This window comes from Rhodomicrobium udaipurense JA643 (assembly GCF_000636015.1).
Taxonomy (GTDB): domain Bacteria; phylum Pseudomonadota; class Alphaproteobacteria; order Rhizobiales; family Rhodomicrobiaceae; genus Rhodomicrobium; species Rhodomicrobium udaipurense.
Map to the genome: position 1 here is coordinate 30,285 of NZ_JFZJ01000006.1, position 24,814 is coordinate 55,098.

Below are 24,814 nucleotides of genomic sequence, written 5' to 3' on the forward strand. Positions count from 1 at the left end.
TGGCGCATATAATTGCTCCACGTTGCCGCGCGCCATCAAGCGAACGTATGCGCCTTGGAGCACGACAACATGCAGTCCCGCCTGCATCAGTTCTGGAATTCTGGAATGCGCACGACGAGTCCGTCAAGCTCAGGCTTGAGCCGGATCTGGCAGCTGAGGCGGCTCGATGCCCGCACGTCGAACGCGAAGTCTAGCATATCCTCTTCCATCTCGGAGGGCGCGCCCGTCTTTTCCTTCCAGGTGTCGTCGACATAGACGTGACAGGTGGCACAGGAACACGCGCCCCCGCATTCGGCCACGATACCGGGGACGGCATGCTTGACCGCCGTCTCCATCAGCGTCTGGCCCGGCTCGCCGTCGACCGTATGAACCGTTCCGTTATGTTCGATGAACGTGACCTTGATCATGCCCGCAATCCCTTGGCGTGTTCTTGTGTGTAGGAAAGATGGGTAAAGATTCACGGGAGCCAATCGAGCGGTTGCGCGATTGAGACTGGATAGCCCGCTCAAGGGCAGAGGTTGTCCTTCACGGAAAAAAAACCTGTGGTTTTCTGGCACGAGCCGCTTCTGCCTTCATCATCGCGGATCGAATCGCACTATGACACTGGTTAAATACGCGTTGTTTCAGTGGAAAAGTTTGGATGTTTCATTAAAAATGTGTGTCTTCGGGTAATCTTTTTTTAGCCTCAAAAGTCCGCTAGCCATGCTATCGGATGGGAATTTCGTGACGTTTATCGAAGCGGTTTTTGAGGGGCTATGACGATCTGCCTGGAGTCGATGCGTAGCGTCGTAAGATGTGTTTTTTACGACGCAGGCGGAATCTCGTTCACACTACATGCTGTCAGGACGGCCTGATGAGTCAAAAACAAGCGATCTCTCAGACGCCGATCGACCTCAAGCCTGAGGACGAGGCGAAAGAAAAGGTCTCCGGCGGCAACGCTCCCGAAAAAAATCCGGCTGCCCGAGGGCAGGACGCTCGTCCGCCCGCGAACCGCGATGGTCAGCAGCCTGGCCCGCGCGGTGGCCAGCCGCGCCGCATGCCGCCGGATTCAGAGGACAATACCGTCCACATCTCGTCCAACGCACCCGCCCGCTCGGGCGGCGCGAAGCGGGTCGCCGCTCGTCCGGCGAACGACGACATGCCGTCCATCGGCGGCCTCATCTACGCCTTGCAACAGAGGCCTTCGCGTTCCCCCTTCCTGATCGCGCTTGTCGCGTCGGGCGTCTGGTTCGCGCTTGGCATGCTCGTGTCGTGGGCCGTTTTCCAGAAGAGCTTCGACGGCGCGGAAACCACGGCGGACATGATCGCGAACCCGGCCGTCTTCGGCGTGGTCGCCACGGTCGTCATCCCGATCGCCCTGTTCTGGTTCCTTGCCATCCTCGTCTGGCGCGCGCAGGAACTGCGCCTCATGTCGTCGGCGATGACCGAGGTCGCGGTGCGCCTCGCCGAGCCCGACCGCATGGCGGAGCAATCGGTTGCGTCGCTGGGCCAGACGGTCCGTCGTCAGGTCGCGGCAATGAACGACGCCATTTCCCGGGCGCTCGGTCGTGCCGGCGAACTGGAAGCCCTCGTTCATAATGAAGTCGCGGCGCTCGAACGTTCCTACACCGAGAACGAAAACCGCATCCGCAATCTCATCAACGAGCTTGCGAGCGAACGCGAGGCGCTGGCGAACAACAGCGAACGCGTCAGCGAGGCGTTGCGCGGCATCGGCACGCAAGTGACTCGCGAGATAACCGCCGCGAGCGAAAAGGCGACGCAGTCGCTCGGCCACGCCAGCAACACGATGTCGGAGGCGTTCGCGACCCGAGGCCAGAAGATCACCGCCGCTGTGACGGCTGCGGGCGTGGCTATCGACGAAAAGCTCGCGGAACGCGGCGCACGGATCACCGACCAGCTTACGAAGCATGGCGCGCAGGCCGCGGAAGCGCTGCGCGTTTCGAGCCTCGAAGTCACGCGCGCCATTCAGGAGACGTCTGACCGCACGGCAGCCGCGATTTCCGCCAAGGGCAACAGCCTCGTGACGTCGGTCATCGGCATGAGCGAGCGCGTGGGGCGAGAAATTCCCGTGCTCCTCGAAAAGCTAGGCACTGAACAGACGCGCCTTAGCGGCATCATCGACGGCGCGACGCGGAACCTTGCCGCGCTCGAAACGGCGCTTGCCGAGAAGACCCAGTCTCTCGACGCCACGCTTACCGACAAGACCTCCGTGCTTCAGACCGTGCTGAGCGAGCATTCGCGCTCGATCGACACGACGCTGGCCGAGCGCATTCAGGGGCTTGAAACGATCCTTTCCCGCCGTACGCACAATTTCGAAGTCAACCTGTCGGAGCGCGCCAAGCAGCTCGACCAGGCGCTCGCGGCACGTACGCAGGCGCTCGAAACGTCGGTCGGGAAGCATTCGACGAATATCCGCGAGACGCTGGACAAGCACTCCGGGTCGATGGAGCACATGCTCGCGCGGCAGGCGTCGTCCATTGAGCGCGCGGTCACGTCGAGCTCCGTCAATATCCAGCGCGCGGTCGAGGAACTGGCGGTCCGATCGAACAGCGGCTCCGAAGCTCTGACCAATCAGGCGCGCGTCCTCAAGGAAGTGTCCGCGAACCTCGTGTCGCAGCTCGGCGGCCTCACGAAGCGCTTCGAGGACCAGGGCAACGCACTCGCCACAGCGTCACGCACCTTCGAAATGTCGAACGCAAAGGTCGACACGATGATGGAGCACCGGCAGGTCGCCTTCACAAAGTTGATGGAGACGCTGTCCACCCGCGCGACCGAACTCGACCGCATGATGAACAGCTATTCCAACATGTTGGAGCAGTCTCTCAGTCAGGCCGAGCTACGCGCGCGCAAGGTGACCGAGCTTCTGGCCAAGGATTCGGCCGAAAAGTCTCAGGTGGCTATCCGCGAAATCGAGCGGCTCCGCGTCGATGCTCAGGAGCACACTCAGAAGGCCGTGTCCGAGTTGCAGGCCAACTTCACGTCGCTCTCGGATCAGGTTTCGAGCCAGCTTACCGCTCTGTCTTCCAAGTTCTCCGACACGACCCGCGTGGTTCGCGATAATACGCGGCGCGCAACCGTCGATCTCGAAACGGCACAGAACGAGCTTCAGCGACACGCGAAGGGCTTGCCGGAGACGGCGAAGCAGAGCGCGGGCGCGATGCGGCGGGCTCTTCAGGATCAGCTTTCGGCGCTTGACGCGCTTTCCGATCTCGCCAACCGCCATGCCTATTCAAGCGCGGTCTCCACGCCCGACAGGCGCGAGCCGGTTCAGCAGCAGCAACTTCCGCCGCAGCAGCAGGATCCTTCGTTCGGAGCGCAGCGTCAGGGATACGACTTCGGTCAGCCGCCGTCTGAAAAGGCGCTTTGGCCCGAGCAGCCGCCAGCGCGCCAGGCTCTGCCCGATCCCGTTCCCGTCCCTCCCCAGCCGCAACCGCAGCCCGTCCAGACTGTCTATCAGGAGCCTCCTGCGGCAGAGCGGCGCGGCAACTGGAGCCTCGGCGATTTGCTCGCCCGTGCCTCTGAAGACGACGGCAGCTTCTTCGACAAGGACGAACAGGCTGGGCTTCCCGGTTCCTTCGCACCGCGTCCCGCCGCCGCTCCTCAAGCGGGAGATTTCGGTACAGACTTCACGATGGGCGACATCGCGGCGTGCATCGACGAGCGGCGCGTAATGGAAGTTTGGCAGCGCCTGAAGCGTGGCGAAGTTGAGATCCTCAAGCAACGCGGCTTTTACAGCCGTCAGTCGCAGGGTGTTGTAGACCGCGTTCTGCGGCGCTACGAGACAGACAAGACTTTCCGCTCCATCGTCGAGCGCTACCTCGGCGACTTCGAGAAGATGCTACAGGATCTGAGCCGCAGCGACCCGCGCGGTGGAAGCGTGCAGTCGAGGCTGGCTTCGGAAGAGGGCCGCATCTATTTCGTGCTGTCGCATATCAGTGGGCGGCTCGGCGGTTAGAACGACGCGGAGCCATGCGGCTCGGCGCTCTCCAGTTGGTAGGCGGATATTTCGGGCGCGGGGTCGGAACGATCTCCGCGCCTTTTTTGCGGCCTGTTTCGTCGCCTGCTGTCGAGAAGGGTCGCAGCTCATCGCGCGGCAACCCGACGCTGTAACGGCGCGCCTGAGGTATCTTTGCCCGCGCGCCCCCGCCGAGCGTCACCAAAAGACCCCTACGTTCCGCTGTTTCGCCGCAGTCGCACCCTTTTCGCGGAGCATTTTGCCAGCGTGTTCATCACTGCAATTGCCTGGATCGAAACCATGAAACCGATAATCGTAGCAGCAATTTTTGCAGGACTTTCCACCATGGCGGAAGCGTCGGAACTGCCCTTGAAACGCGTCGTGCTGTCTTCGAGCGGGCTCGCTCAATTCACCCATGCGGGCGAGGTGGCTCCGGGCGCGGCCTTGTCGCTGCCCGTCCGTGTCGACCAGGTCGACGACGTTTTGAAGAGCCTCACCCTGTTCGCCGCACCGGGTACGCTTGGCGCCGTAAGTCTCCCCGGCAAGACGCCGCTCGCCGAACTCTTCCGCGACCTCCCGTTCGATCAGTCCGCACTCGCGTCGCAAGCCGCGCTCCTCAACGCGCTCGTCGGCGCTGAGGTGGAGATCGAAGGCAGTGTAAACGCCACGGGCCGCATCTTTCGCGTCGAAGACGAGACGGCACAGCTTCCGAATAATGGCGGCGTCGTCAAACGCCATCGTCTCACGCTGCTGACGCCCAAAGGTATGGTTCAGGCGATCCTTGAAGACCTCACCGCGCTGCGCTTCGCCGATCCCGCCACGCGTGCCCAGGTGGACAAGGCGCTGACCGGTCTCGCGGGCAACCGCGCCAAGGATCTGCGCACGCTTTCGATCTCGCTGACCGGCGACGCGAAGGCGGCCGCGTTCAGCTATGTGGTGGCCGCGCCGGTGTGGAAGACGGCTTATCGACTCGTGCTCTCGAAAGACGGCGGCAAGGCGCGCCTGCAAGGCTGGGGCGTGCTCGAAAATCTCACCGGCGGCGACTGGAAGGACGTGGAACTGACCCTCGTGTCAGGCAACCCGGTCGCGCTGAAGCAGCAGCTCTACACCGCCGTGTTTGTGGACCGGCCGGAAATTCCGGTCACGGCCGGGGTGCGCATCGTGCCCAAGAAGGACGAGGCCGAGGCGCGGAAGGAATGGCGCGCCGGTGGGGCCGCTGCCCCGCGTTTGCGCGCCGCGCCCGCGCCGATGGCCGCCATGGAGAAAGCCGATGGCGAGGCGGACCTTTACGTCCCCCACACCATGGGCTCGGCCGCGCAGGCACCCGAAGCCGAGGAAGCCGCCACGCAGGTGCTTTATCGTTTCCCCGGCAAGGTGACGCTTGCCTCCGGCTCGACGCTGATGGTGCCATTCGTCGATGCGGATGTCAGCGCATCCCGCACCTTCATCTATCAGCGGGACACGAACGAGCGTCATCCGCTGGCGGCGGTGCGCCTCACGAATGACGGCGCTTCGGCGCTGCCGGGCGGCATCATCACCGCGTTCGAGACGGGCGGCGACGGCGCGGCGAACTTCGCGGGCGATGCGCAGCTTCCGCTTCTGCCGAAAGGGGCGACGTGCTTCGTGACCTTCGCGCTCGACGGTCGCACCGACATTCGCCGCATCGACCATGGCGTGACGCGTGCGCGTCTCGGCAAGGCGGTCGGCGGCACGCTGACGCTGACGACCAAATCGCGCTGGGCCATCGACTACGAAATCACGCCGCCCGCCACCGAAGACCGCGAGTTGATCATCGACGAGCCGCGCGCCGATGGGTGGAAGCCGCTGGCCGATACGAAGGATATCGAGGAAACTGCGACGCGGCTTCGCCAGAAGGTGAACGCTCCCGCAGGCAAGACGACGCGGACGGCGCTCTCGCGCGAGCGCGTGGACCTTGAAAACATCGTGCTCACGTCGCTTTCGCCCGACGAGATCGCGGCGACGCTTTCCGGGCTGGAAAATGCTTCGCCCGCGCTGAAAGACACGGTTGCGAAGCTCGGCGTTGTCGTCGACACCCTTGCGAAGCTGAACAACCGCAAGGACGAAATCGACGGCGAGCGCAAGAAGATCAGCGACGATCAGGACCGCATCCGCAAGAATCTCGCGAGTGTAGGGCAGGGGACCGATCTCGGCCGCCGCTATCTCGATCTCCTGAAGACACAGGAAGATCGGCTTGCGGCGTTTTCGACCGAAGAACGAAAGATCGAAGGCGACATCGCTGCCGCCAACCGCAAGGCCGAGGAAATCGCGCAGGCGCTGGTGCTGTAACGCGGGGCCTGCGTGCGTCACGAGGCGCGGGGCCTAAATCAAAATCTTGGCGCGGAACGGGATCGCTTCGGCTTAATGGCGGAGCGATTCCGTTCGCATACCGAGGCGGAAACGGTCTAGGAGGGTTTAAGCTGCTTCTACCACGCGCCGATGTCATCCGATCGCGTGGTGCGTGGTTGGACCCGGTTTGGATAGGCTGATTGGAAGCCGCCCGGGTTTGGGGAACACTTTCATGAAATGCATTTCTTCCGCGAACGATGCCTTATCCGAAGATAAGCGCGACGGTGTTGGGCGCGCTTGCGGTTGCCGTTGCTTTTTTGTGCGGGGTGACGAATGCGACAGCCGAGACGATCGACGTTTTCTCCGCAAGTGCTAGAATAAGATCCGTCCAAGCGGACCCACGTTCAGCGATAAGATCATGCGAAAACAAAGACTTGGTGCGCTCTTTTGATGCGATGCCGCCCCAGCAACGAAACAGCTAACAAGCGTTGGCGGAGCGTACCAGCGTCAGTGACCGAGCGCGCCTGAAACCTGCGTCAAGCCTCGGGTTGCGACGCGGCACCTTCATTCGGCAACAGGCCGGGCAGGCGCGGCACCTGCACGCCGATCATGCTTTCGCGCGTGACGAGGGCGGCAAGGTCTTCTTCCAGAAAGGCTTCGCTTCCGGCGGGCCGCATCGGCATCACAAGGTAGACGTGGTCCGCCGCCGCATCATGGACGCGCACCTCGACATAGCTCGGGATGTCCGTGCCGAATTCGGCGAGCACCTGGCGCGGCTCACGCACGGCGCGGCTTCTGTAGGCGGCGCTCTCGTACCACGCAGGCGCACGGCCAAGCAGTGCGCGCGCGAAGGATACGCCGAGCGAGGACACGACGAGATTATGCAGATGCGGCGTGTTTTCCACGACGATGAGCCGCCCCGGCCCCGCGTCGCAGTCGAGCTCGCGCGCGGCGAGGTTGGCGTTCTCGAAAAGCCGCGACTTGAAGCCGGGATCGACCCAGGCGCGGGCGATGAGCCGCGCGCCATAGGCGGGTGAGCCTGCGTCGAACGCTTCGACGGCGCGCTGGATGTCGACAGCCTTGATCAGGCCCTTCGCGATGAGCAACTCGCTCAACGCCGCTTCGAGCGCTTCATAATAGCCGAGCGGGGCAACTGTCGGCGTTTTCGCAATCGCGCGCGATGTAGAACCCTCAGGCGCGGCGCTTCCGCCGACCCGGCGCAACCCTACGATACCAAGGAAGTTGATCATCGGTCTTGTCTTTCGGATTGAGCGTCAGCCAGTGCTCGAACAGCTCGATTTCGAGAGTGTCGTTCGGCGGGCCCTTGTAGTCGGGCCACAGGTCGACCTGCCGGAACCGCACCCGATAGAGCATCTTCTTCGGCGTGAAGCGGCCATAGGCGATGTCGTCGGGGTTGAGGAACTCGCCGAGCGGGCGCGAGATGGTCCCCTTGGCGCCCATCACGTAACGCGGCGTGCGTGTATAGGCAGGACCGATCACGCGGCGCACATGGACGGTGTCGCCGGTGCCGAAGCGCGGCTCGTTGCCCTTGATGACCGGCAGCATCGAAGGCGCGACGGGCACAAGCACCGCCGGTGTCTCCGCTTCTCCCGAGGCGTCGGAAGGGACTTCGTTATCGGTGGTGGTCGTCTGGCTCATGGTCGTCTCGCTCATGGCCGCCCCTGTTTCGAGACTGCTTCCAGCGCATCCGCCAGTTGGTCGCCCGTGACGACACCGCGTTCGAGCAGCGCATTCGCCAACGCCACGACCGCGCGCTCATGATAGGTCGCGCCCTCGGCGGCGGCGTTGTCGATGCGTCGGCGCATGTCGTCCGGCGTGAACAGTCCGCGCGCGGGATGTTGTACGAGCGTGAGCAGCGCCTCGACGCGATCTTGCCAAGGCAGCGACTCACGGCCGGTAAACTCGATCACACCAGCGGGCGAACCGCCGATATCGTTCTGTTTTCTCGGAGCTTCTTGCATGGGAAACGGCCGCGATGACGGTTTGGTGACAGCTGCATCACGGTATAGCAAGACGGTGCGCGAAATGCAAAAATCAACGTCAGCGCGCAACGTGAGGCCGGTTATCGCACCGCCCGCAGGCGACGACACGCGGGCGCGTGCTATGCGCCGTTATATTCCGCCCAGCATTCCGGCGTTTCGTAAACGCGCACGGCGGTGAGTTGCGGCAGCGCGTCCTTCACGCGGTCCCAGATCCACGCGGCGATGTTCTCGGCGGTGGGGTTTTCCAGCCCTTCGACTTCATTCAGATAATAATGGTCGAGCCGCTTGAGCAGCGGGCCGAACGCCGCCTCGATGTCGAAAAAGTCGACGACGAACCCGGTTTCCGGATCGACCGGCCCTTCGAGCTGAAGCTCGACCCGATAGGAGTGTCCGTGCACCCGGCGGCAAGGATGGGTGTCCTTTACGAAGGGCAGGCGGTGTGCCGCCTCGAACCGGAACGACTGCGTAACTTTCATCGAAAAAATGCTCTCAACTGCGGATGGCGCGACGACGCGCCGCCTCCTTATAACCCATGCTAGCGGCTTGTTTCCAACATTTGCGTTCCGTTTTCTCAGGCTCGCAAGCAAGCTGGTTCGGCATATACCTCGAAATAGCAGCCATGTTGTCGGATCGTTCTGCGGAACGAATCAAGGACGGATGTGCGCCAAACTTGCGTCAAGCTTTAAGTTGGTCGGAATTGACGACCCCCTACGGGAAAAGCTGCGTCCTCGTCCAGGCTGCGTCGCGCCCCTCCCGTCGGAACACGATGCGATCGTGGAGGCGATATTGGCGGTCGTGCCAGAACTCGATCTCCTGCGGCACCACGCGGAAGCCGGACCAGTAGGGCGGCCGCTTCGGCTCGATCCCGGCGAACAGCTTCCCGAAATGCTTGACGGCCTCGCCGAGCGCCGCGCGGCTTTCGAGCGGTCGCGACTGTTTGCTCGCCCATGCGCCGATGCGGCTGCCAAGCGGACGCGAGGCATAGTAGGCGTCGGCCTCTTCCGCGCTCACCTGTTCGACCGTGCCGCGCACACGCACCTGACGGCGCAGCGATTTCCAGTGGAAAAGTAGCGCCGCTTGCGGATTCAAGAGAAGCTCGCGCCCCTTTGTGCTCTCGAAATTCGTGTAGAACACGAAGCCGCGCTCATCGACGCTCTTCAGCAACACCATCCGCGCGTTCGGCATGCCGCTCGGGTCGGCGGTGGCGACGGTCATTGCGTTGGGATCGTTCGGTTCGCTCCGCTCGGCTTCCTTGAACCATGCATCGAAGAGAGGCAGGGGATCGCTCGCCTGCGTGAAATCGCCGTCAGTCGTCGAGGTCATTTTTCGGGTCCGGGGTTGGTCGCAGACGCGCCTCGCTTGGAGCCCGGCGTGTAAACACGCAAGCGAACTCGCCCGCGCCGCGTCAACGACGGCCGAACTTATCGCGTCCGCACCCACCAAGCTATCACTTTACGCGAGCGGCTTAATGTGTAGGATGCGTCACCGTTAATATCGGGGAACGAACGTGGTCCAGACAGCACCTTTGATGAGCGGAAAACGCGGCCTGATCATGGGCATCGCGAACAATCGGTCCATTGCCTGGGGGATCGCCAAGGCTGCGGCGGACCAGGGCGCGGAACTGGCGTTTACCTATCAGGGCGATGCGTTGAAGAAGCGCGTCGAGCCGCTGGCGGCTGAAGTCGGCGTGAAGCACGTCCTGCCGTGCGACGTGACGGACGACGCGTCGGTCGATGCGGTTTTCGAAACGCTGAAGGCAGATTGGGGTAGCCTCGATTTCGTCGTGCACGCTGTCGCCTATTCCAACAAGGAAGAACTCGATGGCCGCTATGTCGATACGACGGCTGACAATTTTTCGAAGACGCTGCTGATCTCGTGTTACTCATTCACGGCGATTGCGAAGCGCGCCGAGAAGCTGATGACGAACGGTGGCTCACTCCTTACGCTCACCTATTACGGTGCCGAAAAGGTCATGCCGCATTACAATGTGATGGGCGTGGCGAAGGCCGCGCTCGAAGCGAGCGTGCGCTACCTTGCGGAAGATCTCGGCCGCCAGAAGATCCGCGTGAACGCGATCTCGGCCGGGCCGATCAAGACGCTCGCCGCATCGGGCATCGCCGACTTCCGCTATATCCTGAAGTGGAACGAATACAATTCGCCGCTTCGCCGGACGGTTTCCATTGAGGATGTCGGCGGCGCGGGGCTCTATTTGCTGTCCGATCTCAGCAAAGGGGTAACGGGAGAGGTGCATCATGTCGACGCGGGCTATCACGTCGTTGGCATGAAAGCGGAGGATGCTCCCGATATCGCCGTGATTCAGTCCAATAGCTAGGCTTCAGTAAAACTGGCTTTGCGGCGGGCGCGACCGCCGATGTGGCGCGAGGTGAGTATGGAACCGTTCAAGGCGCTGACCCTGGTGGCGGCATCCGCTGTCATTTCGCTTGTCACGGCGGGCGCGGCTGGCTTCTACGCTGGCTATTCCGCTGGTCGCGGCAACCTCGCCGAAATCAAGACCTATCTCGCTGACGCGCCGGTTTCGGTTGCGAGCGGTTCGGGCGGCGCGCCGGTTTCGTTGAAGCCCGTCACCGATGAGATCCGCGCCTTGTCCGCGAGGATCGAAGCGCTCGCCGCCGAACAGCCCAAGCCCGTCGCGGCCCCGGCGGCGGACGCTTCCGCAACGGCCAAGCCCGTCATCGACGAAATCCGCGCCCTGTCCCGCCAGCTCGACGGCGTTAAGGCCGACGTCTCCAAGGTTCATGCGGTTGCCGCAGCTCCCGCGCTTGAGCGTGCCGTGGCGCCAGCGCCAGACTATTCCGACACGCTGACGGATATCCGCGAGCAGGTTCGCGGCCTTGCCCTCAAGATGGACAAGCAGGAGCCGAAAGCGCCGAAAGCTCTTGTGGATGAAATCCGCTCGCTGAGCACGGCGGTTCAGGCGCAGGACAGCGGCACGAAAAGGGTAGTCGAGGAAGTCCGCACGGGTTTTGCTTCGCTTCAGAACGCGGAGCCGAAAACGCCCAAGGCTCTCGTGGAGGAGGTTCGCGCGATTTCGGCCACGATCAGCGCGCAGGCGGCCAAGCCGCAGGTTTCCGTGGTGGACCAGATCAAGATTCTTCAGGCGTCGATCGAATCGCTGAAGGCCCGGCTCGCGAGCGGTCAGAGCGGCGGCGCAACTTCCGATGGCGCCGATCTCGCGCAGATCCGGCAGCTTCTCCTCGCCGCGACGGAGCAGTTCGGCAAATGCCAGACGCAACTTGCGTCTTACTCCGCGCCTGCTTCTTCCTCACCGGTGGCGCAGACGGTGAGCGCACCCGCGGCCGCCGCTATTTCGGTTTCGCCGAGCACGCGTCAGGAACCGGCCGCCGTTGTGTTCTACGACAACGTCATGCTGAAGAAGGATCAGGAAAAGCAGTATGACGAAATCGGCGTGCGCCTCGCGCTTCAGGCCATCGGGCCGAAGCAGGTGAAGGTGGCGGTGAACCGGCAGGGCTTCGGCCTGGCGTTCGGCGAGCGGAAGGTCTTCCGCAGTCAGGATGTCGAATGCGAGATCAACCTGATGGAAACGAACCTCAACGAAGCGCAGGCCCGCGTCAGCCTGTCCTGCAAGCGCTGACAGCGAGACATGCCCCTCATATATTTCATTCGTCACGGTCAGACCGATTATAATGCCGCGCGCCGCGTGCAGGGTTGGCTCGACATCCCGATCAACGCGACCGGTCGCGTGCAGGCGCTGCGAAACGGCGGCGTGCTCAACGAGCTGATCAGCGACAAGACGCGACTCGATTTCATCTCCAGTCCGCTGCTTCGAACGCGTCAGACGATGGAAATCATGCGCGCCGCGATGGGGCTTCCCACAGCCGGATACCAGACGGACGATCGCCTGAAGGAGATCAGCTTCGGCGAATGGGAAGGCATGAACCGCGAGGAGATCGACGCGATTGCGAAGGATCTGCATGCGAGCGTCGAGGCGGATCGCTGGAACAAGGCCCCGCCCGGCGGGCAGTCGTTTCGCAACTACACGGCGCAAGTGCTGTCGTGGCTCGCGGAAATAAAGCGCGATACGGTGGTCGTCGCGCATGGCGGCACGAGCCGCGTCGTGCGCGCGCACTTTATGAAGCTCGGCCCAGTCGACATGCATAAGCTCGATGTCCCGCAGGACAAGGTGTTGCTGATCGAGGGCGGCGCGCTGCATTGGCTTTGAGCGGCGGCGAGCTGGCGCAAGGCGTCCGACGTTGAGGCGATTCGTCGGATTGTGTTCGAGTGTCTGATCGCTGAAGGTTATTTCAAACTTGATAAATGGTCTTACTTTGGGGCTCAATATGAATGTTTCATTGAGCAAAATTGGAAACACGTTGGCTTTGTGCTGCGTCGTAATTGCTGCGCTTGCGATTTTTGGTTTTCAAGTAAAGTCTTATGTTCCAACCCCTGGGGATGCGTTCGTTTTATTGGATCACAAGACGAAGACCTACATAGCTCCTCCTTGCTTGGAGTTCGGGTACTCTCGGTCAGAATACGACAAAGACATGGAACTCGACGAACTAAAGACGGCACGATCACTTAAATACAAATCAGATGACGTCTGCCGAAACGCAGGCTTTTTTGCGCCAGAGGGGTACAGCCTAACAGAGAACCTTCTTAAATGGGCTGGCTTGATCCCACCGAAGAAGTTCTGGTGGGATAGCTTAAGCCCGGAAGCGAAGGTATCAATAAAGGGCGTCAAAGCGTTCCTTAGAAGCATGGAAGATGCCGATCAACCTACGCCTACGGAAGCGGCTCAGTAGCTGTCGTCGAAGCAACACCTCATAGTCTGACAAGCAAGCCCAAGCCGAAAGGCGCTGCGAGGGTGCTACTTTCCGCTCCCAATCTTCGTTATGTTCAGGGAAGGTCTGGCGCTTCAAGTTTATCGCACCAACCGGGCAATCCGGGTTTGGACCCAGAAGGCAAACGCCACATGTCCTATAACACCTTCGGCCATATGTTTCGCGTGACCACGTGGGGCGAGAGCCACGGCCCCGCCATCGGCTGCGTGATCGACGGCTGCCCGCCCGGCATTCCGCTGACCGAGTCCGACATCCAGCCGTTCCTCGACAAGCGGCGACCCGGCCAGTCGCGCTTCACCACGCAGCGGCAGGAAGAGGACCGCGTGCGCATCCTCTCGGGCGTTTTCCCGAACGAGGCGGGCGTGCAGGTCACGACGGGCACGCCTATCGCGCTCGAAATCCAGAACACCGATCAGCGCTCGAAGGACTATTCCGACATCAAGGACAAGTTTCGTCCCGGCCATGCGGACTTCACCTATGTCGAGAAATACGGCATCCGCGACTATCGCGGTGGCGGCCGCTCGTCCGCGCGCGAGACGGCGATGCGGGTCGCGGCGGGCGCAGTCGCGCGGAAAGTCGTGCCGGGCATTGTCATTCGCGGCGCGCTCGTGCAGGTCGGCGCGGAACAGATCGACCGCGCGCGCTGGGATTGGGCCGAGGTCGAGCGCAATCCGTTTTTCGCGCCGGACGCGAGCATCGTCGAGCGCTGGACGGTCTATCTCGATGGCGTGCGGAAGGCGGGCTCGTCGTGCGGCGCGGTGGTCGAAGTGGTCGCGGAAGGCGCGCCAGCCGGTCTTGGCGCGCCGCTCTACGGCAAGCTCGATCAGGATATCGCCGCCGCATTCATGAGCATAAACGCCGTGAAGGGCGTGGAAATCGGCGAGGGGTTCGCATCTGCCGCACTTTCGGGCGAGGATAATGCCGATGAAATGCGCATCGGTCCAGACGGCCAGCCGGTTTTCCTGTCGAACCACGCGGGCGGCATCCTCGGCGGCATCTCGACGGGGCAGCCCATCGTCGCGCGTTTCGCCGTGAAACCGACGTCTTCGATCCTCACGCCGCGCCGCACCATCGACGCGCAGGGGCACGACGCCGAGATCCTCACCAAGGGGCGGCACGATCCTTGCGTCGGCATCCGCGCGGTGCCGGTCGGTGAAGCGATGATGGCTATGGTTCTGGCGGACCACTGGCTCAGGCATCGCGCGCAGACCGGCCGGTAACGCCTGCTGCGCGGATGGCGTGGCGCGGCGTCCGCGGGATGTATCTATCTGCTTCCCGCAGCGCCTCCGGTGCGTTAAGATCGCGTTAATTTGGGCGGCACGATCCGGTGGAATGCGTGACGGCCGTTTCGGCCGCTGCGACGGCCTCGCGTCTCGCGCCGTTGACCTGTCGTCTGGTGGAGCGAGTTTGACATTTGACTCCCGATTGCTGCGAGATCTCGCTCGAATTTCAATTTCAAAGCTCCACTAGACTCATAGTTGAGTGGCCCTTTTGGATTCCGAAATTGCTCGCGAGCGTGCTGCAAACGGATGCAATGTCGGTATCGGACCACTAGAGCATGATCCGCAACGGCGGACGCCGGTTTTGCGATAATTCATGCTCAAACAAGATTTTGGAGCGCGCTTTTGAGCCCATCAAAAGCGATAATTCTCCAGTCGTTGTCAAACGGGTGTGCTCATGGCGCGGCGGCCAGACCTTCCAGACTATTTGCAGGACGGTTTCATTCTGCCTTACTCGCGGTCCGAGGTGCCGCGCTTCCACGTGCTTGCTTTCATTTCGGCGGCCACGTTCGCCGCGTGGCTGACGTGGGGCTACGAACTTCTGTCGATCACGGCTATCCTTGCGGGCTGCTCGGCGTATTACTTCTTTCCGTTCACGGAGAAGCGTCCTCGCCTCGGCGGAAACCAGTACGGCCTTTTCGTCGACGGCCTCGGCCTCATCTCCTGGCGCTCGATCGACGAATTGACGTTCGTGTCATTTTCCGTGCGCACGCTCGACATGGAGGAACTGCACATCAAGCTGCGGGAGCCGCTCGGCCGCGCGCTCATCGCGGACTGGCGGCGGCTGCCGATCTGGCGGCTTCTCATGCGCTTGCCGTGGAAGATGGGGCACGACGGCATCATCCGCATCAACCTCCAGCCGTTTGAGCCGCCCGGCGAGGAGATCGCGAAGACGATGCAGCGCATGTGGAAGTTCTATCGGTAAGCTGCCGCCGCCTCACACATGAACGCCGGGGAATAGCGTCGAGAACGCGACCTGCTCGGCGGTGAGGTGCTGTTCCGGCGCGCGGTCGGCGGCGGCGCCATTTCCTTTCGCCGCCGTGTCGGGGAAGAGCTGGAACAGCACGCTGTTGACCAGAAGGCCGAGCCGGGGTGCGGTCGCGCCGACAAGGCCGCCGAACACGCCGAGGCCGGTGGCGACGCGCGCCGGGCGGTGCAGGATCGCCTCGGCCAGCATTTCCGCCGCCTGATCCGGCGTCAGCACGGCGGCGTGGTCGTAGATCTTCGTCGGTGAGATCATCGGCGTGCGCACGAGCGGGAAGTTCACCACTGTGAAATGCACGCCCTTCTCGAAATACTCGGCCGCCGCCGCACGCGTCCACGCTTCGAGCGCAGCCTTGGACGCGATATAGGCCGAGAAACGCGGCGCACTCGTCAGCACACCGATGGACGAGATGTTGATGATGTGCGCTTCGCCCTTCTCGACCATCGACGGCAAGAGGCCGAGCGTCAGCCGCACCGCACCGAAGTAATTCACCTGCATCGTGCGCTCGAAATCGTGCATGCGGTCGTAGGAGTCTGCCACGGCGCGGCGGATCGAGCGGCCCGCGTTGTTGATGAGCACGTCAACGCCGCCATGCTCGCCGAGCACCTGCTTCACCAGCGCGTCGCATTGATCGGCTTGCGTCACGTCGGCGGCGTAGGTGTGGAGCGCGAGCCCTTTCGCGGCGGCTTCCTCGCGCGCGGCTTCGAGCTTCAGAGGATCGCGCGCCACGATCAGCACGGTTGCGCCCGCGCTCGCTAGCTTCATCGCCGTGGCCTTGCCGATGCCGGACGAGCCGCCGGTGATGAGCACCACTTTGCCCGCCAGCTTCTTGCGCAGCGTCTTCGCCGTCATGAGATCGGGATCGAGCTTGCGCTCCCAGTAATCCCAGATCGCGGCGGCGTAATCGTTGAGGCGCGGCACCGTGATGCCCGCCGGTTCGAGGATCGCCTGAGTCTCGCTCGAATCGAACCGCGTCGGGTAATTGAGGAAGGTGAAGACGTCCTTCGGCAGCGCGAGTTCCTTGCGAAGCGCGGCTTGCAGACGGCGCAGCACCGGCATCGACGACAGCCCCGCCTTGAGCCCCGGCGGCACGAGGCGCAGCAGCCCCACATTGACGCGCATGCTGATGTCGGGCGCGTGTCCCGCATGGGCGAAGATGTTCATCACGTCGCCGACGCGATGCGGATGCGGGTCGGTGAGGTGGAAGGCGCGGCCGTCGAGGCCCGGCTGGTGCGCGATATGGTCGAGGGCTGCGACGACGAAATCGACGGGCACGATGTTGATACGCCCGCCTTCGAGGCCGACGAGCGGCATCCACGGCGGCACCGCGCCCCGGATCTTCTTGATGAGGCCGAAGAAGTAGTAGGGCCCGTCGATCTTGTCCATTTCGCCGGTCTTCGAATCGCCCACCACGATGCCCGGCCGGTAGACGCGCCACGGCACCGAGCATTCGCGGCACACGACGCCTTCGGATTCATGCTTGCTGGCGTAATAGGGATGCTCCAGTCCGCGCGCCTCCTCGAACATGTCCTCGCGGAACGTGCCCTCATAGAGCCCTGCGGCGGCGATGGAACTCATGTGATGGAAGTGCCGCGCGCCGATCGTCTCCGCGAAGCGGACAGCGTTGCGCGTGCCCTCGATGTTGGTGCGCATCTCGATTTCGGCGTCGGCGTCGAGATCGTAGACGGCGGCGAGATGGAAGACGTGGTCTACCTTGCCCTTCAGCGCATGCGCGTTCTTCGCCGACACGCCGAGGTCGGCTTTCAGCAGATCGCCCTGCACCGCGATGGCGCGTTTCGCCGTCACGCCCCAGTATTTGCGCAGGGCATCGGCCCGCGCCGGATCCGGGCTTCGCATCAGGAAGTAGACGGTCGCGTCGGTCCGGGACAACAACGCCTTGACGAGCCGCTTGCCGATGAAGCCGCTCGCACCCGTAACGAAATAGATCATGGATCCCTCCCTCGGGCGCGGCATGTTTCCCGCCGTCGCCCGTCCCACTAAGTGATTAGGCAGAACAGCCTAGAATGGTTTGATTGAGGTCAATCGACTTTCAGGCCGCGCAGATTATAAATACGAATACATAAAACCATTCGCATAGCGAAGGGAATGGGAGGATAAAATGGGAAAGAAACTCAACGAACTCGCCGGTGAAGGCAGCGATACCCACCTCGTTCAAACGATCCGTGATTCCGCCGCGAACATCTGGCTTGCGGGCCTCGGTGCCTTCGCCAAGGCGCAGGAAGAAGGCGGCAAGCTTTTTGAAGCGCTCGTGAAGGAAGGCGAGGCGGTGCAGAACCGCACGTCGAAGCAGGCGCAGGAAGCCATTTCCGACGTGAAGACCAAGGCGACCGGCACCTGGGACAAGCTCGAACAGGTGTTCGTCGACCGCGTCGCCCGCGCGCTTCACAGCCTCGACGTTCCGACGAAGAACGACATCGACGCGCTCTCGAAGCGTGTGCACGAACTCACGAAGGTGGCTGAAAAGCTCTCGGCGAAACTCGACGAGGAGGCGGAAAGCAGCGGCAAGACCGTCGCCGAGGATGCCGAGAAGCCAGCCACCAAAAAGGCATCGACGCGCGCGCATTCTTGATGCGCCATGGTCGTTAAAACCCGAAACGTCCGCGCCGGGCCGCCGCGGACGGGGGTGGCGCTTGCGGGCGGAGGCCCCCTCGGCGGCATTTATGAAGTCGGCGCGCTGGTAGCGCTCGACGAGGCGCTCTGCGGCCTGCGCCTCACCGAGTGCGACGCCTATGTCGGGGTCAGCGCGGGCGCATTCTTCGCGGCCGGGCTGGCGAACGGCATGACGCCGCGCGAGATGCATGAGCTTTTCATCGAGACGGATCGGGCCGACGACCCTTTCGAGCCCGAAGTGCTCATGAAACCGGCGTTCGGCGAGTATGCAAAGCGCATCGCGATGCTCCCGCCGCTTTTCGCATCGGCGATCGCGAATTACGTGCGCGGCACGAACCGGCGCAGCGTGCTCGAGTCGTTTCTTCGGCTTTCGCAGGCGCTGCCGGGCGGGCTTTTCGACAGCAAACCCATCCGCGATTACCTGCAAAGGCTCGCCGCCGCTCCCGGCCACACGGACGACTTCCGCGATTTGAAGCGCAAGCTTTATATCGTCGCCACCGATCTCGACCGGTCCGAACTCGTTACCTTCGGCGCTGAGGGTTTCGATCACGTGCGCATTTCGAGCGCCGTGGAGGCGAGCGCGGCGCTGCCGGGCTTCTTTCCGCCGGTCCTGATCGATGGCCGATACTACGTCGATGGCGCGTTGCAAAAGACGCTGCACGCCTCAGCCGCGCTCAGGGATGGCGTGCGCCTGCTTTTCGCGATCAATCCGCTCGTGCCGTTCAAGGCAGACGATCCGCACCCGGATGTCGACATCAAGAGTCTCGCGGAGGGCGGCTTCGTCACCGTCATGTCGCAGACCATCCGCTCGCTGATCTATTCGCGCATGAAGGTCGGCATGGACCGCTACCGGCATGAGTATCCCGAAGCCGACATCGTGCTGTTCGAGCCGCGCCGCGACGACGCGATGATCTTCTTCACGAACGTCTTCAGCTATGCGGATCGGCGGCGACTGTGCGAGCACGCCTATCAGCAAACTCGCGCCGATCTTCGCGCCCGCGCCTCCAGGTTAAAGCCGATCCTCGCAAGGCATGGTCTTTCGCTGAACGAGGCGGTGCTACGCGACACGAGCCTCACGCTTCTGCCGCCGGAGGACAGCAGCAGATGCCTCGGCACGGCCTTGCAGGAACTGTCCGACGCGCTGGCGAGGCTGGAACCCGCGCTGCGCGCCGCGGATGGGCCTTAGGGGCGGCCCGCGATGGAGCACAAGCCGAAACGCCAGACGCGCGAGCGCATCCGCAACGCCGCGCTTCTGCTTTTCAACCGCTTCGGCGAGCCGAACGTGACGCTATCCGCCATCGCCGCCGACGTCGGCATCAGCCATGGCAATCTGCACTATCATTACCCGTCGAAAGACAGGATCGTCGACGAGCTGGTGCAGGATTTTCTCGTCGAGATCGAAGCAACGTTCGCGCTGCCGGGTGGCCGCACTGTCGAGGCGGACGACCTCTGGCTTTTCCTGCATCTCACCTTCGAGACGATCCTTCGGCACCGCTTCCTTTATCGCGACCTGATCGAGCTGCTGTCCCGTCACCGCCTCATCGAAAAGCAGATCCGTCGCGTGATCGAGGAGCAGACGCGCACGGCGGAAGCGCTGCTCAGCGGCCTTGCGGCGACCGGCGCGCTCGTCGTCGATGCCGCCGAGACGCGTGCGCTGGCTGAGCGCATGGCGTTCGTCGCGACGTGGTGGCTGTGTCACGCCCTCGTTCTCAACCCGCGCGCCGAGCCGGACGGCGACACTCTTGCCAAGGGTGTCGCGCGGTGTCTTTCGCTCGCCGCTCCATATTTGCGCGAAGAGGAGCGCGCTCATTTCGACAAGCTTTCTGGGCACTATATAAAAAAGGGAGGAAACAAAAATGATGGCGAAGAAAACAAAGTGGAAGCGGTACGAAGGTGAAACATTCGAGTATTCCGGTCAGTTGCTGAAAAAGAACTGGGCGCGGCTGCATCGCGGCGACCGCGAGCCGTTCCCGGACGCGGCTTTCGTGAAGGCCCATGCCGCGCTTGCGCCGGATGGCGACGCGGGCGACACGGCGGCGATTCTTCAGGATGCGTGGCGGGCGTATCATCGCGGCGATTTCGAGGACGCGTTCCTTCTCGGCGGGTCGCTCGGTCTCATCGGCGCGAACGTCGCGAACAAGGCGGCGAATATTCAGGCCACCTATCTCGAACACGAGCACGACGCAAAGCTCGCGCTGTTTCTCGATGTGGTCCATCGCGCCGAGAACCTCCAGAAGGCCGCGCCGGACCTCGCGAACGGCTGGTATCTCTACGCGCAGGCGCTCGGCCGCTACAGTCAGGGCATCTCGGTGGCGAAGGCGCTGGCGGAAGGCCATGGCGGCAAGATCAAGGCGGCGCTCGAACGTGCCCTTGAGATCGAGCCGAAGCACGCGGATGCGCATATCGCGCTCGGCGCCTTCCACGCGAACGTCGTGAACAAGGTCGGCGGCATGGCGGCGCGCCTCACATTCGGCGCGACCAAGGAGGCCGCGCTTGAGCATTATGAGGCCGCGCTGAAGCTCGCGCCCGACTACGCCGTCGCGCATATCGAGTGTGCGAACGGGCTCGCGATGCTGTTCGGCAAGGCGAAGCTCGGCGAGGCGACGCAGCATTACGAGCAGGCGGCGCGCTTTGCGCCGGTGGATGCGATGGAGTGGCTCGACGTGGAACTTGCGAAAGCGGAGGTTGCGGACTGAGGTCGCGAGGGCGGCGCGGCTCTCTTGTCGGCTGCGCCGCCTCCCTTCGTGTGGGAGCAGTTCCCCTGTGGGCGACGCCGCTTCCTTGTGGGCTGCGCCGCTTGCCACATGACAGCCCGAAATCACCGCCATAGGGTGACACTAGGCTGACCGGAGGACTCATGGCTGAGGCAAGGCGCATCTTTATCGTCGCGGGCGAGCACTCGGGCGACGTGCTGGGCGCGAAGCTCATGGAAGCGCTGAAGGCGCAGGCGGGCGCAGACGCGTTCGAGTTCGCGGGCGTCGGCGGCGACAAGATGCACGCGGCGGGGCTCGCCTCGATCTTCCCGCTGTCGGACGTCGCCGTGATGGGACCGGCCGCGATCCTCGCGCGACTGCCGAAGCTCGTGCGGCGCGTCTGGCGCGCGGTGGACGCGGCGCTCGCCTATAATCCGCATGCCGTCATCATCGTCGACAGCCCGGAATTCACCCATCCCATTGCGAAGCGCATCCGCCGCCAGCGGCCCGATATCCCGATCGTGGATTATGTCAGTCCGAGCGTGTGGGCGTGGCGGCCCGGCCGCGCGAAGAAGATGCGGCCCTACGTGGATCATCTGCTTGCGCTGCTGCCGTTCGAGCCTGCCGCGCATGAGCGGCTTGGCGGGCCGCCGTGCAGCTATGTGGGCCATCCGCTGATCGAGCGCGCGCCGTGGATCGACAGCCTCGACGCGACGGGTTTTCGCGCGCGGCTTGGCATCGCGCCGGGTCGCCCCGTGCTGCTCGTACTGCCGGGTAGCCGCACATCCGAGGTGTCGCGCCTGATGCAGCCCTTCGGCGAAACGGTGCTTGCGCTCGGCCAGAAGATCGGGCCGTTCTCGATGCTGCTGCCTGCCGTGCCGCATGTCCGGGGCATGGTCGAGGAAGCCATCGCGGACTGGCCGAACAAGCCGCACCTGCTCGAAGGCGACGAGGACAAGTTCACCGCGTTCCGGCTCGCCGACGCAGCGCTCGCGGCGTCCGGCACGGTGACGCTGGAACTCGGCGTTGCGGGCACACCGATGGTCGTCGCCTATCGCGTCGATCCGTTCGCCGCGCGGCTCCGCTTCCTTCTCAAGGTTCATTCGGTGGTGCTGGCGAACCTCGTGCTCGGCGAAAATGCCTTTCCCGAGCTTCTTCAGGAGGACTGCACCGCGCCGAAACTCGCCGACGCGCTCGCGCCGCTGCTCAGCGGCGACACGCCGGAGCGGCAGGCGCAGCTTGCGGCGCTGGCGAAGATCCGCGAGCGCATGTTCCTGGCGCAAGGCACGCCGAGCGCGAAAGCGGCCGATGTGGTGCTTTCCATGCTCGACGGCGCACCCGCCCGCCGCGCCGCCGCCGCTTAGCTATATTGCGCAAGCCGGGGCTGCGCGCAAAAGCGCGAGATATCGGGGAAGAACGGCTTCCCAAGTAAGCGTTTCGACCCTTTTGCGGGCGGCATTTCCAAGCGCTGTCCGCAACGGCGCATCGTCGACAAGACGCGCCAGCGCGTCGCGTACCGAATGGGCGTCAGCACCGTCCACCAGAAGCCCCGTCTGCCCGTCGAGCACGGCGTCGGATGCGCCACCTTCGAGTCCCGCTATGCTCGGCAGCGAAAACTAGGCCGCTTCAAGATAGACAAGCCCGTATCCTTCGACTGAGGCGGCTTCGCGTCTTGCGGGCATGGCGAAAATGTCGGCGGCCGACAATAGGTCCGACTTGCGTGCCTCGTCCGCCGCGCCCGCGAATACGACGCGGTCCTGAACGCCAAGTTCGCTAGCGAGACTTTCCAGCCGCGGCCGGTCGGCACCATCGCCTATCACGGTGTAGCGGGCCTGCGGCAGGTCGGGCAGCGCCCGGATCACCATGTCCATACCCTTGCGCGGCTCAAGCCGACCGACGCTGACGATGTGATTTCCGTGTCGGGCGACCTCATTCGTCGGGACATGGCGCCGAACGGGGAGGTTCACGACCTGAATATCGGGATGTAGCCCCGCGAGGAGCCCGGCGGTGTAGCGGGAATTGGCCGCAACGGTGCGCGCACTGGCCAAGGCGCCGCGCAGGCGCTCGCCCCGTTTTCCGTCGCGTCGAAGTGCCTCGTTACCATGCGCGAACACGAACGCCGCGACGGAGCGGTCCGGCAGCGCCTCCAGAGACTTCCAGCTGTCGGCAATGATTTCGGGGTTTCCCATCGCTGCCAGCGCTCGGGATTTTCGCCAGCGCCGCCACGGGCGCGGGCCGCCGAAGCGCTTCACCTCGAACGGCCAGCGAGGTTCGGGCGCGCCGCTGCGGATTCGATCGGCCAGCACGGTGACCGGCTCCCCCGCCTCATGCAGCGCCCGCGCGAACTGCCCCATCAACGTCTCGATCCCGCCGATGTCGGGCGGAAAGCACTGCGTCAGAAGCACGATCATGACAGTCACTCCGCAAAGGGCAAGTTGTGTGAGGGCGAAAAGCCAAGCGGGCGAAGCATACGGCGCATGCAAGGGGCAAAAATGATGATCGCTGTCCCACCGTCTAAAACCTGATAAATCAATGTTAAAAAGCGCTTTGGTGCGCGCGGAGAGGATCGAACTCCCGACCGTCCCGGTGTAAACGGGATGCTCTACCGCTGAGCTACACGCGCGGAAAGCGCAAGCGCGCCCCGGCGGGGACGCGCCGCACGCCTATAGACAACGGAGGGGCCGGGATTCGTCAAGCCTTTCTTCCGTAGGGGGCACGAAACCGCGATCAACCTCCAAAAGCGGTCTGGTAAAGCAGCACCGCGTTCAACACGAGGATCACGGCAGCGCCAACAAGCGCCGCGATCTTCGTCAGGCGGCCGTTGGCGAAACGGCCCATCAGCGTGCGGTCGCTCGACAGCACAATGAGCGCGATCATGGGGAAGGGGAGCGCGAGGCTCAGCACCACCTGGCTTATCACGAGCGCCTCGGTCGCGCCGACGCCCATGGCGACGATGGCGAACGCAGGGACCATGGTCACGAGGCGGCGCAGCCAGATCGGGATGCGGCGGCGGAAAAAGCCCTGCATGATGACCTGTCCGGCCATGGTGCCGACGACCGAGCTTGAGACGCCGGAAGCGAGCAGCGAGATGAGGAAAGCGGTCGCCGCCGCGCCGCCGAGGAGCGGCGTCAGCATGTGATAGGCCGTCTCGATCTCGGCGACCTCGGGATTGCCCGCGTTGAAGGCCGCCGCCGCCATGATCACCATAGCCATGTTCACGACGCCGGCGAGGGCGAGGGCGATGATGACTTCACGGTTGGAGAAGCGCAGCACGCGTTCGCGCTCGGCGTCGGAGTTGAGCATCCCGCGCGACTGCGTCAAGGCGGAGTGCAGGTAGATCGCATGCGGCATGACGGTCGCGCCGACGATGCCGACCGCGATCAAGAGCGCGTCCGCGTCCGCGATCTGCGGCGTGACGAGGCCAGCCATAGCGCCGCCCCAGTTCACCGGCGCGATGAACAGTTCGACGACGTAGCAGACGCCGATCACGGCGACGAACAAGCCGACGACGAGTTCGATGCGCCGGAATCGCTCCCCGTTGAACATCAGAATGCCGTAGGTGATGACGGCGGTTGCGGCCATCCCGGTGATGAGCGACATGCCGAACAGCAGCGAGAAGCCGATCGCGCCGCCAAGGAATTCGGCGAGGTCGGTCGCGATGGCGGCGATTTCGCTCACGATCCACATGACAAGGGCGAGCGGCCACGGAAAGCGCTCGCGCGCTAGTTCGGCGAGGTTGCGGCCTGTGACGATGCCGAGCTTCGCGGACATCGCCTGAAACAGCATCGCGATGAGGTTGGCCGAGAGCACCACCCACAGGAGCGTGTAGCCGTATTTCGCGCCCGCCTGGATGTTGGTCGCGAAGTTGCCGGGGTCGATATAGGCGATAGAGGCCACGACGGCGGGGCCAGTGAACATCCATCCGGTGACGATCCTGCCGCGCCTTCCCGCGATGGCGTCCCGCAACGCCGCATGCGACATGCCGCCAGCGGCGGGGACATTATCAATGGGAAAAGACGCGTCGGAAGCCATTCATTTACCTCCCTATGAAGTATAGCCTATGCTATAATAAACCCGCGTCAGCACGCAAGGCTCTTGATCGCTCGCGGAGAACAATTTCCGGTGAGGCAGAGGGTTCCG

At 63.4% G+C, this 24,814-nt stretch carries 21 protein-coding genes, 1 tRNA gene and 1 pseudogene; 13 read left to right on the forward strand and 10 right to left on the reverse strand.

Translation table 11 applies throughout. The features are described from left to right. Positions 1 to 86: 86 nt before the first annotated feature. A complete protein-coding gene (locus T281_RS02010) occupies positions 87 to 407 on the reverse strand; it encodes a 2Fe-2S iron-sulfur cluster-binding protein (protein WP_037233355.1) in 321 nt (106 codons plus the stop codon). Between the two features lie 446 nt (positions 408 to 853). On the opposite strand from T281_RS02010, the gene T281_RS02015 reads away from it, so the two are divergent. After that, a complete protein-coding gene (locus T281_RS02015) occupies positions 854 to 3,955 on the forward strand; it encodes a hypothetical protein (RefSeq protein WP_037233358.1) in 3,102 nt (1,033 codons plus the stop codon). Between the two features lie 345 nt (positions 3,956 to 4,300). Continuing rightward, positions 4,301 to 6,262 (forward strand): DUF4139 domain-containing protein, encoded by a 1,962-nt coding sequence (locus T281_RS02020; RefSeq protein WP_037233362.1) that lies wholly within the window; start codon positions 4,301 to 4,303, stop codon positions 6,260 to 6,262. 536 nt (positions 6,263 to 6,798) lie between these two features. Here the strand turns inward: T281_RS02020 and T281_RS02025 are convergent. From T281_RS02025 to pdxH, 5 genes are all read right to left on the reverse strand, one after another. Continuing rightward, positions 6,799 to 7,512, reverse strand: coding sequence for a nitrile hydratase subunit alpha (locus T281_RS02025; protein ID WP_037233365.1), 714 nt, complete (start codon positions 7,510 to 7,512; stop codon positions 6,799 to 6,801). Next, a complete protein-coding gene (locus tag T281_RS18090; RefSeq protein WP_199502298.1) occupies positions 7,454 to 7,936 on the reverse strand; it encodes an SH3-like domain-containing protein in 483 nt (160 codons plus the stop codon). The genes T281_RS02025 and T281_RS18090 overlap by 59 nt, the downstream gene beginning before the upstream one ends. After that, on the reverse strand, positions 7,933 to 8,244 hold the full coding sequence (locus T281_RS02035; protein WP_037233368.1) for a hypothetical protein: 312 nt from the start codon (positions 8,242 to 8,244) through the stop codon (positions 7,933 to 7,935). The genes T281_RS18090 and T281_RS02035 overlap by 4 nt, the downstream gene beginning before the upstream one ends. 140 nt (positions 8,245 to 8,384) lie before the next feature. Beyond that, complete coding sequence (queD, locus tag T281_RS02040) at positions 8,385 to 8,741, reverse strand: 6-carboxytetrahydropterin synthase QueD (protein ID WP_013418139.1); 357 nt, start codon at positions 8,739 to 8,741, stop codon at positions 8,385 to 8,387. Positions 8,742 to 8,973: 232 nt separating this feature from the next. Continuing rightward, positions 8,974 to 9,588, reverse strand: a complete 615-nt coding sequence (pdxH, locus tag T281_RS02045; protein ID WP_037233372.1) for a pyridoxamine 5'-phosphate oxidase — start codon at positions 9,586 to 9,588, stop codon at positions 8,974 to 8,976. Between the two features lie 184 nt (positions 9,589 to 9,772). Here pdxH and fabI point away from each other — a divergent pair, with 184 nt between their 5' ends. The 6 genes from fabI (at position 9,773) to T281_RS02075 (ending at position 15,290) form a co-directional block, all read left to right on the forward strand. Next, positions 9,773 to 10,597: an enoyl-ACP reductase FabI gene (gene fabI, locus T281_RS02050; RefSeq protein ID WP_013418141.1), complete on the forward strand. Its 825-nt coding sequence runs from the start codon at positions 9,773 to 9,775 to the stop codon at positions 10,595 to 10,597. A 57-nt stretch (positions 10,598 to 10,654) separates the two neighbouring features. Next, a complete protein-coding gene (locus T281_RS02055) occupies positions 10,655 to 11,878 on the forward strand; it encodes a hypothetical protein (RefSeq protein WP_155955000.1) in 1,224 nt (407 codons plus the stop codon). Between the two features lie 9 nt (positions 11,879 to 11,887). Next, positions 11,888 to 12,466, forward strand: a complete 579-nt coding sequence (locus T281_RS02060; RefSeq protein ID WP_037233379.1) for a histidine phosphatase family protein — start codon at positions 11,888 to 11,890, stop codon at positions 12,464 to 12,466. Positions 12,467 to 12,584: 118 nt separating this feature from the next. Continuing rightward, positions 12,585 to 13,046 carry a hypothetical protein gene (locus T281_RS02065; RefSeq protein ID WP_037233382.1) on the forward strand — a complete coding sequence of 154 codons (462 nt, stop codon included), beginning with the start codon at positions 12,585 to 12,587 and terminating at the stop codon, positions 13,044 to 13,046. Positions 13,047 to 13,216: 170 nt separating this feature from the next. Beyond that, positions 13,217 to 14,305, forward strand: coding sequence for a chorismate synthase (gene aroC, locus T281_RS02070; RefSeq protein ID WP_037233385.1), 1,089 nt, complete (start codon positions 13,217 to 13,219; stop codon positions 14,303 to 14,305). Between the two features lie 457 nt (positions 14,306 to 14,762). Further along, positions 14,763 to 15,290: a hypothetical protein gene (locus T281_RS02075; RefSeq protein ID WP_052036919.1), complete on the forward strand. Its 528-nt coding sequence runs from the start codon at positions 14,763 to 14,765 to the stop codon at positions 15,288 to 15,290. Positions 15,291 to 15,302: 12 nt separating this feature from the next. Here the strand turns inward: T281_RS02075 and T281_RS02080 are convergent, their stop codons facing one another. After that, positions 15,303 to 17,300, reverse strand: coding sequence for an SDR family oxidoreductase (locus tag T281_RS02080; protein ID WP_037233388.1), 1,998 nt, complete (start codon positions 17,298 to 17,300; stop codon positions 15,303 to 15,305). A gap of 169 nt (positions 17,301 to 17,469) precedes the next feature. Between T281_RS02080 and T281_RS02085 the strand changes: the two genes are divergently transcribed. From T281_RS02085 to lpxB, 5 genes are all read left to right on the forward strand, one after another. Beyond that, a complete protein-coding gene (locus T281_RS02085) occupies positions 17,470 to 17,940 on the forward strand; it encodes a phasin family protein (protein ID WP_037233391.1) in 471 nt (156 codons plus the stop codon). Positions 17,941 to 17,946: 6 nt separating this feature from the next. Next, positions 17,947 to 19,167, forward strand: a complete 1,221-nt coding sequence (locus tag T281_RS02090; protein WP_052036920.1) for a patatin-like phospholipase family protein — start codon at positions 17,947 to 17,949, stop codon at positions 19,165 to 19,167. Between the two features lie 12 nt (positions 19,168 to 19,179). Next, positions 19,180 to 19,878: a TetR/AcrR family transcriptional regulator gene (locus tag T281_RS02095; protein ID WP_052036921.1), complete on the forward strand. Its 699-nt coding sequence runs from the start codon at positions 19,180 to 19,182 to the stop codon at positions 19,876 to 19,878. Beyond that, on the forward strand, positions 19,838 to 20,677 hold the full coding sequence (locus T281_RS02100) for a tetratricopeptide repeat protein (protein ID WP_155955002.1): 840 nt from the start codon (positions 19,838 to 19,840) through the stop codon (positions 20,675 to 20,677). The genes T281_RS02095 and T281_RS02100 overlap by 41 nt, the downstream gene beginning before the upstream one ends. Positions 20,678 to 20,838: 161 nt before the next feature. Continuing rightward, positions 20,839 to 22,038: a lipid-A-disaccharide synthase gene (gene lpxB / locus T281_RS02105; protein WP_037233394.1), complete on the forward strand. Its 1,200-nt coding sequence runs from the start codon at positions 20,839 to 20,841 to the stop codon at positions 22,036 to 22,038. Here the strand turns inward: lpxB and T281_RS17325 are convergent. The 3 genes and pseudogenes from T281_RS17325 to T281_RS02120 all read right to left on the reverse strand — a co-directional run bounded on the left by T281_RS17325 (position 22,039) and on the right by T281_RS02120 (position 24,706). Next, a pseudogene (locus T281_RS17325) lies at positions 22,039 to 23,085 on the reverse strand (glycosyltransferase family 4 protein). Between the two features lie 137 nt (positions 23,086 to 23,222). Further along, positions 23,223 to 23,297 (reverse strand) — tRNA-Val (locus tag T281_RS02115). A 104-nt stretch (positions 23,298 to 23,401) separates the two neighbouring features. Then, positions 23,402 to 24,706, reverse strand: a complete 1,305-nt coding sequence (locus tag T281_RS02120; protein WP_081796531.1) for an Nramp family divalent metal transporter — start codon at positions 24,704 to 24,706, stop codon at positions 23,402 to 23,404. Between the last annotated feature and the right edge of the window lie 108 nt (positions 24,707 to 24,814).

Excerpts from the sequence above, each read along its gene's own strand:
- T281_RS02010 (WP_037233355.1), bottom strand. The coding sequence starts at position 407 with ATGATCAAGGTCACGTTCATCGAACATAACGGAACGGTTCATACGGTC.
- T281_RS02015 (WP_037233358.1), top strand. The coding sequence starts at position 854 with ATGAGTCAAAAACAAGCGATCTCTCAGACGCCGATCGACCTCAAGCCT.
- T281_RS02020 (WP_037233362.1), top strand. The coding sequence starts at position 4,301 with ATGGCGGAAGCGTCGGAACTGCCCTTGAAACGCGTCGTGCTGTCTTCG.
- T281_RS02025 (WP_037233365.1), bottom strand. The coding sequence starts at position 7,512 with ATGATCAACTTCCTTGGTATCGTAGGGTTGCGCCGGGTCGGCGGAAGC.
- T281_RS18090 (WP_199502298.1), bottom strand. The coding sequence starts at position 7,936 with ATGAGCGAGACGACCATGAGCCAGACGACCACCACCGATAACGAAGTC.
- T281_RS02035 (WP_037233368.1), bottom strand. The coding sequence starts at position 8,244 with ATGCAAGAAGCTCCGAGAAAACAGAACGATATCGGCGGTTCGCCCGCT.
- queD (WP_013418139.1), bottom strand. The coding sequence starts at position 8,741 with ATGAAAGTTACGCAGTCGTTCCGGTTCGAGGCGGCACACCGCCTGCCC.
- pdxH (WP_037233372.1), bottom strand. The coding sequence starts at position 9,588 with ATGACCTCGACGACTGACGGCGATTTCACGCAGGCGAGCGATCCCCTG.
- T281_RS02055 (WP_155955000.1), top strand. The coding sequence starts at position 10,655 with ATGGAACCGTTCAAGGCGCTGACCCTGGTGGCGGCATCCGCTGTCATT.
- T281_RS02060 (WP_037233379.1), top strand. The coding sequence starts at position 11,888 with ATGCCCCTCATATATTTCATTCGTCACGGTCAGACCGATTATAATGCC.
- T281_RS02065 (WP_037233382.1), top strand. The coding sequence starts at position 12,585 with ATGAATGTTTCATTGAGCAAAATTGGAAACACGTTGGCTTTGTGCTGC.
- aroC (WP_037233385.1), top strand. The coding sequence starts at position 13,217 with ATGTCCTATAACACCTTCGGCCATATGTTTCGCGTGACCACGTGGGGC.
- T281_RS02075 (WP_052036919.1), top strand. The coding sequence starts at position 14,763 with ATGGCGCGGCGGCCAGACCTTCCAGACTATTTGCAGGACGGTTTCATT.
- T281_RS02080 (WP_037233388.1), bottom strand. The coding sequence starts at position 17,300 with ATGATCTATTTCGTTACGGGTGCGAGCGGCTTCATCGGCAAGCGGCTC.
- T281_RS02085 (WP_037233391.1), top strand. The coding sequence starts at position 17,470 with ATGGGAAAGAAACTCAACGAACTCGCCGGTGAAGGCAGCGATACCCAC.
- T281_RS02090 (WP_052036920.1), top strand. The coding sequence starts at position 17,947 with ATGGTCGTTAAAACCCGAAACGTCCGCGCCGGGCCGCCGCGGACGGGG.
- T281_RS02095 (WP_052036921.1), top strand. The coding sequence starts at position 19,180 with ATGGAGCACAAGCCGAAACGCCAGACGCGCGAGCGCATCCGCAACGCC.
- T281_RS02100 (WP_155955002.1), top strand. The coding sequence starts at position 19,838 with ATGATGGCGAAGAAAACAAAGTGGAAGCGGTACGAAGGTGAAACATTC.
- lpxB (WP_037233394.1), top strand. The coding sequence starts at position 20,839 with ATGGCTGAGGCAAGGCGCATCTTTATCGTCGCGGGCGAGCACTCGGGC.
- T281_RS02120 (WP_081796531.1), bottom strand. The coding sequence starts at position 24,706 with ATGGCTTCCGACGCGTCTTTTCCCATTGATAATGTCCCCGCCGCTGGC.